The organism is Variovorax sp. J22G73, from assembly GCF_030317035.1.
Classification (GTDB): domain Bacteria; phylum Pseudomonadota; class Gammaproteobacteria; order Burkholderiales; family Burkholderiaceae_C; genus Variovorax.
Genome location: NZ_JASZYK010000003.1, coordinates 792783 through 805187 on the forward strand (window position 1 = coordinate 792783; position 12405 = coordinate 805187).

13 protein-coding genes are annotated in these 12405 nt (G+C 68.2%); 5 read left to right on the plus strand and 8 right to left on the minus strand.

Going from position 1 to position 12405, the window contains the following annotated elements:
* The first annotated feature begins 9 nt into the window (after positions 1–9).
* Both QTI51_RS16170 and QTI51_RS16175 read left to right on the plus strand, forming a co-directional pair.
* Entirely contained in the window at positions 10–927 is a 918-nt protein-coding gene (locus QTI51_RS16170) for a 2-hydroxyacid dehydrogenase (protein WP_286515097.1), read from the plus strand.
* A gap of 60 nt (positions 928–987) precedes the next feature.
* Positions 988–1965 (plus strand): Bug family tripartite tricarboxylate transporter substrate binding protein, encoded by a 978-nt coding sequence (locus QTI51_RS16175; RefSeq protein WP_286515098.1) that lies wholly within the window; start codon positions 988–990, stop codon positions 1963–1965.
* Positions 1966–1970: 5 nt separating this feature from the next.
* Here QTI51_RS16175 and QTI51_RS16180 read toward each other — a convergent pair whose 3' ends face one another.
* The 5 genes from QTI51_RS16180 to QTI51_RS16200 form a co-directional block, all read right to left on the minus strand.
* Entirely contained in the window at positions 1971–3155 is a 1185-nt protein-coding gene (locus QTI51_RS16180; protein WP_286515730.1) for a M20 aminoacylase family protein, read from the minus strand.
* Positions 3156–3169: 14 nt separating this feature from the next.
* Positions 3170–4279 carry a histidinol-phosphate transaminase gene (hisC, locus tag QTI51_RS16185; protein ID WP_286515099.1) on the minus strand — a complete coding sequence of 370 codons (1110 nt, stop codon included), beginning with the start codon at positions 4277–4279 and terminating at the stop codon, positions 3170–3172.
* 62 nt (positions 4280–4341) lie between these two features.
* Positions 4342–5034, minus strand: a complete 693-nt coding sequence (locus QTI51_RS16190) for an amino acid ABC transporter permease (RefSeq protein ID WP_286515100.1) — start codon at positions 5032–5034, stop codon at positions 4342–4344.
* Between the two features lie 5 nt (positions 5035–5039).
* Positions 5040–5768: an amino acid ABC transporter permease gene (locus QTI51_RS16195; RefSeq protein ID WP_286515101.1), complete on the minus strand. Its 729-nt coding sequence runs from the start codon at positions 5766–5768 to the stop codon at positions 5040–5042.
* 14 nt (positions 5769–5782) lie between these two features.
* Positions 5783–6718 carry a transporter substrate-binding domain-containing protein gene (locus QTI51_RS16200; RefSeq protein WP_286515102.1) on the minus strand — a complete coding sequence of 312 codons (936 nt, stop codon included), beginning with the start codon at positions 6716–6718 and terminating at the stop codon, positions 5783–5785.
* A 238-nt stretch (positions 6719–6956) separates the two neighbouring features.
* Here QTI51_RS16200 and QTI51_RS16205 point away from each other — a divergent pair, with 238 nt between their 5' ends.
* The gene (locus QTI51_RS16205; protein ID WP_286515103.1) at positions 6957–7871 is read left to right on the plus strand and encodes an aminotransferase class IV; all 915 of its coding nucleotides are present in this window, start codon (positions 6957–6959) and stop codon (positions 7869–7871) included.
* A gap of 94 nt (positions 7872–7965) precedes the next feature.
* On the opposite strand, the gene QTI51_RS16210 is transcribed toward QTI51_RS16205, so the two are convergent.
* The gene (locus tag QTI51_RS16210) at positions 7966–8895 is read right to left on the minus strand and encodes a LysR family transcriptional regulator (protein WP_286515105.1); all 930 of its coding nucleotides are present in this window, start codon (positions 8893–8895) and stop codon (positions 7966–7968) included.
* Between the two features lie 192 nt (positions 8896–9087).
* Here QTI51_RS16210 and QTI51_RS16215 point away from each other — a divergent pair, with 192 nt between their 5' ends.
* The gene (locus QTI51_RS16215) at positions 9088–9825 is read left to right on the plus strand and encodes an amino acid ABC transporter ATP-binding protein (protein ID WP_286515106.1); all 738 of its coding nucleotides are present in this window, start codon (positions 9088–9090) and stop codon (positions 9823–9825) included.
* 36 nt (positions 9826–9861) lie between these two features.
* Here QTI51_RS16215 and QTI51_RS16220 read toward each other — a convergent pair whose 3' ends face one another.
* On the minus strand, positions 9862–10275 hold the full coding sequence (locus QTI51_RS16220; protein ID WP_286515108.1) for a winged helix-turn-helix transcriptional regulator: 414 nt from the start codon (positions 10273–10275) through the stop codon (positions 9862–9864).
* 92 nt (positions 10276–10367) lie between these two features.
* Here QTI51_RS16220 and QTI51_RS16225 point away from each other — a divergent pair, with 92 nt between their 5' ends.
* A complete protein-coding gene (locus QTI51_RS16225; protein WP_286515110.1) occupies positions 10368–11291 on the plus strand; it encodes an NmrA/HSCARG family protein in 924 nt (307 codons plus the stop codon).
* 47 nt (positions 11292–11338) lie between these two features.
* On the opposite strand, the gene QTI51_RS16230 is transcribed toward QTI51_RS16225, so the two are convergent.
* Positions 11339–12232, minus strand: a complete 894-nt coding sequence (locus QTI51_RS16230; RefSeq protein WP_286515111.1) for a LysR substrate-binding domain-containing protein — start codon at positions 12230–12232, stop codon at positions 11339–11341.
* Positions 12233–12405 lie beyond the last annotated feature (173 nt).

Consider the following 12405-nt stretch of genomic DNA (forward strand, 5'->3'; position numbering starts at 1 on the left):
AAGGTCCTGATGCTGCTGACCTCCGACTTCGTTACCGCGCGCTACGAAGCACTGCGCAAGCGCGCGCCCGACCTGCAGGTCGTGACCGAGCTCGGTGCCGGCGCCGACCCCGACGTGACCGCGCTCTTCGCGTTCAAGCTGCCGGCCGGCATCGCGCCGCGCCTGCCCAACCTGCGGCTCGCGGCATCGGTCGGCGCCGGCGCCGACGGCATTCTTTCGGCGCCCGACCTGCCGGGGCATGTGAAGGTGACGCGCGCGGTCGAACCGGGCCTGGGCCTGAGCATGGCGCAGTACGTGTCGCTGCAGATCCTCAGCCACTTCCGAGCGCTGCCGCAAATGCAGGCGCAGCACGCGGCGGGCGAATGGAAGCGCCTGCCGGTGCCCGATGCGCGCGACGTCACGGTCGGCATCATGGGGCTGGGCGCCATCGGCTCGGTGGTGGCCGAGGTGGTCGGCTCACTGGGCTTCAAGGTGATCGGGTGGACGCGCTCCGAAGCGCGTGCGGCCCGCGTGCCGGTTTTCGTGGGCGAGGGCGGCATGGACGCGTTTCTCGCGCGGTGCGACTACCTGGTGTGCCTGCTGCCCATCACCGCGCAAACCACCGGCCTGCTCGACCGCTCGCGCCTGTCGAAGCTGCCCACGGGCAGCTATGTGGTCAATGTGGCGCGCGGCGGCATCGTGGTCGAGCAAGACCTGCTGGCGCTGGTGGACGAAGGCCACCTGGGCGGCGCCGCCTTCGACGTGTTCGCGACCGAGCCGCTGCCGCCCAGCAGCGCCTTCTGGCGGCACGACAAGGTGCTGGTCACGCCGCACATCGCGGCCCAGCCTTCGGTCGGCCCGGTGGTGGCGCAGTTCATCGACAACCTGCGGCGCCTTTCGCAAGGCGAGCCCTTGCTCGACGAGGTCGACAGGCGACTGGGCTACTGAGGCGCTGCACACCACCGCACACCTTGCGGTTTCAAGAAACAAACACGACGGAGACAACCAATGACAAGACGCAAACTGCTCTACGGCCTGGGCGCCGCCCTGGCGCTCGGGCTCGCCCCGCAGGCCGGCCTGGCGGCCGATGCCTATCCCTCGAAGCCGATCAAGGTCATCCTGCCGTTCGCGACCGGCGGCCAGTCGGACGTGGTGGCACGGCTCATCACCGCCCGCCTGTCGGCCGGCCTCGGCCAGCCGATGGTGGTCGAGAACGTGCCCGGCGCGGGCGGGATGATTGCCGCGGCCAACGTGGCGCGCGCCGCGCCCGACGGCTACACGCTGTTCCTGGCGAACGCGAGCACGCTGACCATCGCGCCGTATCTGCAGAAGGGCGTCAACGTCAAGCCGTCTGATTTCACGCCCGTCACCACCGTGAGCCAGTTTCCGCTGGTGCTGGTGGTCAATGCCGCCTCGCCGTACAAGTCGCTCGCCGACGTGATCGCCGCCGCCAAGGCGCGCCCCGACAAGCTGAGCTTCGCGTCCCCGGGCTATGGCACCACGCCGCACCTGGTGGGCGAGACGTTCAGGCGCGAGGCGGCGATAGAGATCACGCACGTGCCCTACAAGGGCGGCGCGCCGGCGCTGAACGATTTGCTCGGCGGCCAGGTCGACCTGTTCTTCGAAGCGCCCAGCACGCTGCTGCCGCAGATACGTGCCGGCAAGATTCGCCCGCTCGCGGTCACCAGCAAGACGCGCATGAGCGCCTTGCCAGAGGTGCGGACCGTGGCCGAGCAAGGCATGCCGCAGCTGGCGCTGGAAAGCTGGTCGGGCTTCGTCGCGCCGCCCCACACCCCCGCCGACGTGGTGGCGCGGTTGCGCATCGAGACCGACAAGGTGCTCAAGAGCCCCGACATCGTGAACAAGCTGCGCGAGCTGGGCTTCGAGGCCACCTCCAGCACGCCGCAGGAGCTTGCACGCATGGTTCGCGACGAAGGCGCCACCTGGTCGAAGCTGATCAAGGAACGCAACATCACGGTCGACTGAAGCCCTCAGCCCAGGAAGCGCTCGACCAGCCTCACCCAGTAGGTGGCGCCCAGTGGAATCAACGCGTCGTTGAAGTCGTAGCTGGGGTTGTGCAGGCTGCAGGGGCCCGGGCCGTGCGGCATCGCGCGATGGGCGCCGTCGCCGTTGCCGATGAAGGCATAGGCACCGGGCCGCGCCTGCAGCATGAAGGCGAAGTCTTCCGCCGTCATGGCGGGCTCCTGCACGAGGACGTTGCCCTCGCCGACGATGCCGGCCATGACGCCACGGGCAAAGTCGGCCTCGGCCGCCGAATTGACGGTGTGCGGATAGCTTCGGTTGAAGCGCACCTCGCTGCGCGCGTCGTGCGCGCTGCACACGTGGCTGGCGATCTGGGTCATGCGCTGTTCGATCAGGTCGAGCGTGGCCAGCGAGAAGGTGCGGATCGTGCCCCTCAGCTCGCAGTTGTCCGCAATCACGTTGTTCGACTGGCCGGCCTGCAGCACGGTCACGGTCAGCACCGCGGCCTCGTCCGGGCTTTTGTTGCGCGAGAGGATGGTCTGGAACGCCTGCACAAGCTCGCAGGCCACGGGCACCGGGTCGACGGCCGCGTGCGGCAGCGCCGCATGGCCGCCCTTGCCGTGAACGATCACGGTGAACTCGGTGCTCGACGCCATCACGCCGCCCGGGCTCACGGCGAAATGTCCCTCGGCCATGCCCGGCCAGTTGTGCATGCCGAACACGGCATCGACGGGAAACCGGTCGAACAAGCCGTCGTCGATCATCGCGCGCGCGCCCGCGCCACCCTCTTCGGCGGGCTGGAAGATGAAGTGCACGGTGCCGTCGAACCGGCGCGTTTGCGCCAGGTGCCGCGCCGCCGCCAGCAGCATCGCGACGTGGCCGTCGTGGCCGCACGCATGCATCTTGCCGGGGTGCGTGCTCGCGTGGCCGAAGGTGTTGAGCTCGGTGACGCGCAGCGCGTCCATGTCGGCGCGCAGGCCGATGGACCTGCTGCCGCTGCCTTGGCGCAGCGAGCCCACCACGCCGGTGCGCGCCAGGCCGCGGTGCACGTCGATGCCGCATTGCGTCAGCTCGGCCGCGACCAGGTCGGCGGTGCGAAATTCTTCATAGCGCAGCTCGGGGTGCGCGTGAATGTCGCGGCGCAGCGCGGCGTTGGCTTCGGTGCGCGCGACGATGGCGTCGATCAATGCCATGGGGGTGCGGGTGGTCATGAAGCCGGTCGCAGTTCTTGCGCGAGCGCCTCGAGGAAACGCGAATTTTCCGTGGCCGTGCCAATGCTCACCCGCAGCCAGTTCTTGAGGCCGTAGGAGCCCAGCGGCCGTGCGATGAGGCCGTGCTGTTCCAGCCGGCCGGCCAGCGCGGCGCTGTCCCCCGTTTCCACGGAGACGAAGTTGGTCGACGACGGAAGGTGGCGCAACCCCCGTGCACGAAAGGCGGCGCACAGCTGTTCGTGGCCTTCGCTGTTGACGGCGAGCGTGCGCGCGAGGAAATCGCCGTCGCCCAGCGCGGCTGCGGCGCCCGCCTGCGCGGGTTGCGACACCTGGAACGGCGCGCGCACCCGGCGCAGCATGCCGGCCAGCGCGGGCTGCGCGATGCCGTAGCCCACGCGAAGACCGGCCAGCCCGTAGGCCTTGGAGAAGGTGCGCGTCACGAGCAGGTGGGGGTGGCGCCGCACCCAGGCCACGGCGTCGCCCCGCGCGGCGGCGGGCAGGTACTCCAGGTAGGCCTCGTCGAGCACCACCACAGTGCCGTCGGGCTGGGCCGCGATGAAGGCCTCGAGCGCATCGGGGTCGAGGCTGGTGCCGGTCGGGTTTCCCGGGTTCGCGATGTACACGAGCGAAACGGGCTGGCGCGCGCCGAGGCGCAGCATCTCGCCGAGATCGACCGTGAAGTCCGGCGACGGCACCACCACCGCGGTGGCACCCGCGCGCTGCGCCGCGTTCACATAGGCCTGGAACGAATACTGCGCGTAGAGCGTGAAGCGCCCCGCGCTCAGCAGGGCCGTGGCAGCCATGCCGATCACGCTTTCGGAGCCGGCGCCGGTCACGATCCAGTCGGGCGGCACGTCGAGCTGCAGCGCCAGCGCTTGGGTGAGGTCGGTGCAGTCGTTGTCCGGGTAGCGGGAGAGGTCGATGGACGACGCGGCCAGCGCGGCCAACGCACGGGGGCTGGCCCCCAGCGGGTTTTCGTTCGACGCGAGCTTGACGATGTGCGCGAGCGGCATGTCGATGCGGCGGGCGAGGTCTTCCATCGGCAAGCCCGGCGAGTACGACTTGAGCTGCTCGATGTGCGGGGGGTAGACGGGTGCGTTTCTCACGGGAGGTTTCTTTCGACGTTGAGGAGGGTGGTTGGGTTTCCAGTTGTCCGGGTGCCTGGATGTCAGCCCGCGCGGGCAATGCGCGCCTGCAGCGCGCGCACATAGCTGGAGAGCGCGAAGGAAACGCAGAAGTAGAAGAGCGCGATGAACAGGTACATCTCGACCAGCCGGCCGTCGCGCTGCGCGATCTTCGAGGCCGTGCCGAACAGGTCGTCCAGCGACAGCACGTACACCAGAGAGGTGTCCTGGAACAGCACGATGAACTGCGTGAGCAGCACCGGCAGCATCTTGCGCAGTGCCTGCGGCAGCACGATGTACAGCATGGTGCGCGTGCCGTTCATGCCCAGCGCCTGCGCCGCGGCCGCCTGCCCGTTCGGGATCGAGCGGATGCCGGCGCGAATGACTTCGCAGAAGTACGCCGACTCGAAGAGCACGAAGGTCAGGTACGCGGACGCGGTGGCGCCGACCGCCACCGGCGTGGGCGACCCCGCCGCCCACGCCGCCGTGTACGGAACGAGCACATAGAAGGCGAAGAGCCCGAGCACCAGTGGAATGGCGCGGAACAGGTTGACGTACGCGTCGCCGGCGGCGCGCAGCACGCGGTTGCCGCTGAGCCGCGCCATCGCGATGCCGCAGCCCAGCAGCAGGCCCGAGAAGCCCGCGACCAGCGTGAGCTTGACGGTGAACGCCAGCCCGGTCGTGAGCATGTAGGGCAACGCATGCCAGACCGAGGCGAAGTCGAAGCTGGAGAACATGCCGCTCACCTTGCGCCGAAGCCCGGCAGTTCGAGACGGCGCTCGAAGCGGCGCATGGCCGTGACGACCGCGAAGTTCAGCAGCACGTAGATGCCCAGCGCCGCGAGAAAAGCCTCGAACACCTGGAACGAGAAATCCTGCATCGCATGCGCTTGCGCGGTCAGCTCGACCAGGCCGATGGTCAACCCGACGGACGTGGCCTTGACGGTGTTCATGGCGTCGGTGGTCAGCGTCGGCCAGATGATGCGGAACGCGCGCGGCAGCAGCACGTGCCGGTAGGTCTGTGCCAGCGTGAGGCCCAGCGCCGCGGCGGCCAGCTGCTGGCCGCGCGCCAGTGCGTGGATGCCGCTACGCAGCTGCTCGGCCACACGCGCGGCCATGTAGCAGCCGATGCCGGCCACCACGGTGAAGAACGGGCCGCCCGGCCACTGCTTGACCCAGTCGCCGGCCGCCTTCGGCAGCAGCTCGGGCAGCACGAAGTACCAGACGAACAGCTGCACGATCAGCGGGATGTTGCGAAACAGCTCGACATAGATGCGGCCCGCCGCCTGCGCCTTGGCGGACGGGTGCGTGCGCAGCACGCCCACTGCGGTGCCCAGTGTCAGCGCCACGATGCAGATCAGCAGCGTGGCGGCCACCGTGCATGCGAGCCCGACGGCCAGCAGGTAGCCGTAGGCGCCGCCGCCCGTGGGCGACTGCTCGAGAAAAACCCGCCAGTTCCATTGGTAGTTCACGCGTTCACCTGCGCTCAGTAGGCGGCCGGATCGATGGAGTCCGTGGGCTTGGCGTAGGCCTTGCGCAGGGCGGGGCTCATCGGGAAGTTCATTCGCAGGCCGCGCGGCGCAATGGGCTGCACGAACCACTTGTCGTAGTTGGCCTTGGCCGCGGGCGAGGCCAGGTAGGCACTGAGCGCCTTGTCCACGGCGGCCTTGAACTCGGGGTCGTCGCGGCGCATCACCAGGCCGTAGGGCTCGGGCGGTGCAAGGGTGTCGGGCGAGATCACGTAGTCGCCCGGGTCCTTGGCGCTTGCGATGGCGCTGGCCAGCAGCACGTCGTCGCTGACGAGCGCCGCGGCCCGGTCGGTCGCCAGCATCAGGAAGGCCTCGGGCTGGTCCTTCGCGTTGACGATGCGCAGGTTCAGGTTCTGCTTCAGGTTGAGCTCGTTGAGGATCACCATGTGGTTCGAGCCCGGCACCGCCACGACGGTCTTGCCCTTGAGGTCGGCAATCGACTTCAGGTTGCTGGCCTTCTTGGCCGCGAAGGCGGTGGCCGTCAGGAAGAAGGTGTTGCTGAACGCCACCTGCTTCTGGCGCGCCGCGTTGTTGGTCACGCTGGCGCAGTCCATGTCGATGGTTCCATTGCCCAGCAGCGCGAGCCGGGTCTGCGCCGTGACGGGCTTGAGCTCGACCTTCAGGGTCTTGATGCCGGCATCGGCCTTGAGGCTCTCGACCAATGCCTTGCAGATGTCGACGGTGAAGCCGATCACGTTCTGGCTGTCGTCGACATACGCGAACGGCACCTGGTTCTCGCGCACGCCGAGGGCGATCGTGCCGGTGTCCGCGAGCTTCTTCAGCGTGCCCGAAAGCGGTGCCGCCGGCGGCTGGGCGCCCGTCTGCGCAACGCTCATTGAGAAGCCCGTCAACAGCGCGGCGCCGGCGATCCATGTGGAGAAAGCTTTGCGCATTTTTTTCCTTCGAGGAGAGTGGAGGGAGACCGGCGAATGGTCTTTGCTGCGGCGCGGGCTGTCCATGCCGCGGGCGGCATCGCGATTCCACATCGCTATCAGCCGGGAACGAACGGGCCGCGGGGCAGGCGCGCGACCGCGGCCGGGCGATGCGCAACGGCTATCCCGATCACGTCGAAGCGGTGGACGCGCCGCGGCACTGCGCACACGATGCCAGGCATTTCAGGAGTTCACCGCCATGCCGCTCGACACACCGTTCCCCGCCTCTTTCCAGACACAGATCCCCGACACCATTCCGCCCTGGCCCTGCTACCTGAACGGCGAGTTCACCAACCTGCGCGAGGCGCGGGTGTCGGTGCTCGACCGGGCCTTTCTTTTCGGCGACGCGATCTACGACGTGGTGCCCGCCTACGACGGCCAGCCCTTCATGTTCGATGCGCACATGGCGCGCCTGGCGCGCGGCCTGGCCGAGATGAGAATTCCCGAGCCGATGGCGCGCGACGCGTGGCACGCGCTCACGATACGCCTGCTGGCCATGCATGCGGAAGCGGACCCGCACCCGGGTGGCGTGCGCCACCAGCTGGTGTATTTCCAGGTCACACGCGGTGTCGCGATGCGCGAGCACGCAATGCCGCAAGGCATCGCGCCCAACGTGTTCGCCATGGTCAACCGCATGCCCGTGCCGAGCGAGGCACAACGCCGCCATGGCGTGGCCTGCATCACGGCCGAAGACTTTCGCTGGCGCAAGGCGCACCTCAAGTCCACCAGCCTGCTGGGCGCTGTGTTCTCGAAGCAGCTGAGCGTGGACGCGGGCGTTGCCGACACCATCATGTTCCGCGACGGCCAGCTCAGCGAGGCCTCCGCCAGCAACGTGTGGCTGGTGAAGAACGGCCGGGTGGTGGGCGTGCCGAAAAGCAATCGGGTGCTCGAAGGCGTGCGCTACGGGCTGCTGGAGTCGCTCTGCCTCGAGGAGGGGCTGCCCTTCGAGCTTCGCGAGGTGTCGCGCGCGGAGGTGTTCGACGCGGACGAGCTGATGCTGTCGTCCGCGGTGAAGGAGCTGGTGCCGGTGGTCGCGCTCGACGGCCAGCAGATCGGGGACGGCACGCCGGGCGCCGTCTTCGCAAGGCTGTATGCGGCCTACACACGGGCCTAGACACGGGCCTAGACACGGGCCTAGACACGGGCCTGCATGCAGGCCTGAACTCGGGGCTGAACGCATGCCATCGCGCGCACTCGCGATGGCAGTTTCAGGGCGGAGGGCGCCGCAACGCGGCCTGGCTGATGCGCGAGAACGAGCGAAGCATCGCGACCAGCGTCTTCGCCTCGGGGCTCAGCCTGCGGCTTGCCCTGGAAACGATGCCCACCTCGTAGCGCCGCGAGGGGTGCGGGAGCTTGATTTCCACCAGCTGCCGCGCCGTCAACGGATGGTCCAGGATGGACCTTGGCATGCGCGACACGCAGTCGGAGTCGATCAGCATCGAGACGGCGCCGAACAGCGAATCGGACACCGCGGCGATGCGTGGTCGCCCCATCTGTTGCTGCAGGAACAGCTCCTGGATGCTTTCGTCGTCCTGCCCGGGTCGCCCGGGCGCACCCACCACCACCCATTGCAGGCCGGCCAGCTCGCCGATGGCGCGCGCACCGGCGCTCGGGTGACCGGCGCGCGCGACGATCACCGCCTCCGACTCGTAGAGCACGTCCACCCGCAGGTCGGCCGCGTCGAGCTTCTCGGGCAGCCGCATGACCGCGAGCTCCAGCCTGTTGTCGCGCAACGCCGACAGCAGTTCCGAGTTCGCGCTTTGCGTCAGGTGGATGGCAACGTCCGGCAGCGCGCGGCGAAAGTCCTGCAGCACGGCAGGCACGAGCCGCAGCGACGGCTCGACCGACACGCCCAGCGCAACCCGTGTCGCCCGGCGGCCCTGCGCGCCGCGCAGCCATTCCTCGGCCCGCGTGGCCTCGATGAGCGCCGCCTGCGCATACGGAAGAAAGGCCTGGCCGTCGGCGGTGAGCGCCACGCCCTTGGCCGTGCGCTCGAACAGCGAGAGCCCGTGTTCGTTCTCCAGCCGCGCCACGCTCTTGGTCAGGCCGGCTTGCGAGACGTCGAGCGCGCGTGCCGCGGACCGGAAGCCGCCATGCGTGATCACGGCGTTCAAGTCACGAAGTTGCTGCAGATTCATGGCGCGGCCCGGAGCTGTGAAGGCAGCCACTATGCCGCGTCAGCGCGGTGGCGAACAGCCTCGCGTGCGCGCAATCGAATTGATTGGCAGGGCATATCAATTGATTTGATATTTAAATTTCACAAATCTAAGGCGTGCGCGTGAAATACCCGGCTTCGGCTTTCAGCCCCTTCGGTTTTCAAAGGCAGTGACTTGATCAAGATTCAGAACGTATCGAAGTGGTACGGCCCGGTGCAAGTGCTCGACGACTGCTCGGTGAGCATCTCCAAGGGCGACGTGGTGGTGGTGTGCGGGCCTTCGGGCTCGGGCAAGTCCACCCTCATCAAGACCGTGAACGCGCTCGAGCCCTTCCAGAAGGGCGAGATCACCGTCAACGGCATTCCGCTGCACGACCCCAAGACCAACCTGCCCAAGCTGCGCTCCAAGGTCGGCATGGTGTTCCAGCACTTCGAGCTGTTCCCGCACCTTTCGGTGACCGAGAACCTCACGATCGCGCAGATCAAGGTGCTGGGCCGCACGCCCGACGAGGCCAAGACCCGAGGCCTGAAGATGCTCGACCGCGTGGGCCTGATGGCGCACAAGGACAAGTTCCCGGGCCAGCTGTCGGGCGGCCAGCAGCAGCGCGTGGCCATTGCGCGCGCGCTGTCGATGGACCCGATCGTGATGCTGTTCGACGAACCCACCTCGGCGCTCGACCCCGAAATGGTCGGCGAAGTGCTCGACGTGATGGTGAGCCTGGCCAAGGAAGGCATGACCATGATGGTGGTTACGCACGAAATGGCATTCGCCCGCAAGGTGGCCAGCCGCGTGATCTTCATCGACGTGGGCGGCAAGATCCTGGAAGACTGCCCGAAGGACGAGTTCTTCAGCCACCCGGAAAACCGCCAGCCGCGCACCAAGGACTTCCTGGACAAGATCCTGGCGCACTGAAGGCGGCACGGCTGCGCTTTCAGTGTGCTGTCCGGCTCACTGCCGCGCTTCGTCGTAGCTGCGCCGGCACTCCTCGATGCGCGGCCAGTGGTCCCGTATCCACGAGGTGAACCCTTCCAGCGCGGGCAGCATGCCCGCACCCATTTCGGTGAGTTCGTACTCCACGCGCGGCGGCACTTCCGCGAAGTAGTGCCGCACCAGCAGCCCGTCGCGCTCCAGGTTGCGCAGGGTGAGCGTCAGCATGCGCTGGGTGATGCCTTCGATGCCGATCTTGAGCGCCGAGAAACGAAGCCGGTGGCCGGGCGCTACGGCAAGGTGCGACATGACCAGGATCGTCCATTTGTCTCCCAGCCGCGCGAGCACGCCGTGGGGTGCGCAGGGCGTGAAGCGAGGGCCCTGCTCCGTCTCGGCGTAGGGCCGCCCGTTGATTGTTTTCCGCAGCCGTACCATCCGTGTGCCTCAGGTTAAGCAATGTGCCGCCGCCGGCCATTTTTTCGTGAGTATAGATTCGTAACCCTTGTTCATTCACGAGGGTATTTGTCATGTCGGACAGCAAGAGAATCCTGGTTTTCGGCGCCACCGGGCAGCAGGGCGGGTCGGTCGCCGCGGCGGCGTTGAAGGCCGGATGGCAGGTGCGCGCACTGGTGCGAGACCCTGGGTCCGCGAGGTCGCTGGCGCTTCGCGAGGCGGGTGCGGACATCGTGCGCGGCACCTTCGCCGACACCGAGGCCATCCGCAACGCGATGAAGGGCGTGCACGGCGTCTTCAGCGTGCAGCCGAGTTCGGGGCAGGGCCCGGCGCTCGGGCTCAGCGACGAGGAAGAAGAGCGCTACGGCATTGCTGTTGCCGACCTGGCGCTCGAGAGCGGCGTCGAGCACCTGGTCTATACCTCGACCGGCGCGGTGAGCGACGGGCTTACCGGCATGGGCCATTTCGACAGCAAGGCGCGCATCGAGGCACATGTGCGCACGCTGCCGATCACCTTCACCATCGTGCGGCCGGCCGCGTTCATGGAAATGCTGGTGATGCCCGGCTTCGGGCTGGACACGGGACGCTTCAATTTCTTCATGAAACCCGAGCAGGCGATGCAGCTGCTGGCGGTGGAAGACATCGGCAAGCTCGTGATGAAGGTCTTCGCGGACCCGGCACGTTTCGGTGGGCAGGCCTTCGAGCTGGCGGGCGACAAGGTGACCGGCCTGCAGCTGCAGGCCTTGTTCACCGAGGCGGCGGGCCGGCCGATCACGTACGCGCGGTTTTCCGATGATGTGCTGAGGGGCAACCCCTTTCTTGCCAAGCTGACGGCCCTGCTCGACGACGGACGCCTGGTGGGCAAGGCCGACCTGGCCGCGTTGCGCGCGCTGAACCCCGAGCTGCAATCGTTCCGTGCCTGGCTCGCAGGCAACGGGCGCGATGCGTTCCAGGCGGCGCTGGGAACCGGCGGTGCGTGGGGCTACGGCCACGCGTAAGGCCGGACCTGCGCAGGGCCTCGGCCCGCAGGGCGCCGTCAAGGCGGCTAGTCGACCTGCTGATGCCCGTCCAGATAGTCCAGCAACGCACGCACCGCCGGCATCATCCCTTTGCGGCTGGTGAACGCCGCCTGCACATGTCCCGGCGGCGAGGCCCAGCCCGGCAGCGCGAGCTCGAGCCGCCCGGCGCGCAGGTCGTCGTGGCAGATCTTGCGCGGCAGCAAGGCCAGGCCGAGCCCGTTCACCGCGGCCTCCTTCAACGCGAACATGTCGTCGGTGACCAGCCGGGGCTCGTGGCGCACTTCCACCACGCGCTGCCCGTCGCTCAGTTGCCAGCGCGCGCGCTCGCCGACCGCGGGCAATGAGAGCGTCGGCAAGCCGGCCACGTCCTCGGGCGCGCGGGGGCGGCCCACCGCGGCCAGGCAGGCGGGGCTGGCGACCAGCACGTCGACCGACTCGCCGAGCTTGCGCACGACCTGGTCGGAGTCTTCGAGCGGCGGCCTGCGCACGCGCAGCACCACGTCCATGCGCTCCTGCACCGGGTCGATGCGCCGGTTCGAAACGAGCACCTGCAGCCGCACCTTGGGGTGCAGCGTCATGAAGCCGGGGATGAGCGGCGTGAGCCACACCTGCGCCAGCGTCATCGGGCAGCTGATGCGCACCTCGCCCGCGGGCTCGCTCGATGCCTGCTTCACGCCGTCGTCGGCCGCCTGCGCCAGCTCGACCAGCGCGCGGCATTGCTCGAAGTAGCCCTGGCCGGCGGTGGTGAGGGTCACGCGGCGCGACGAGCGTTGCAGCAGCCGCACGCCCAGCCGGGCCTCCAGCGCGGTGATGCGCCGGCTGAGCCGCGACTTCGGAATGCCGAGCTGGCGGCCGGCCTCGCTGAAGCCGCCGTGCTCTACCACCTTCGCGAAATAAACCAGGTCGTTGATGTCGTGCATGGCGCAAATGTGGCAGTGGTGCGGTCGAAGCAGCGCGGTTCGTCGTTGCGCCCGCGGAACGATTCGTTCCAGCCAACCCGCTGGATCGCGCGCTTCGCCCGCCGGATGATGGCCGTTCTTATATCCCGGAATGCCTCATGAAAGCCCTGCACACCGACCCGCGCCCGCCCTGC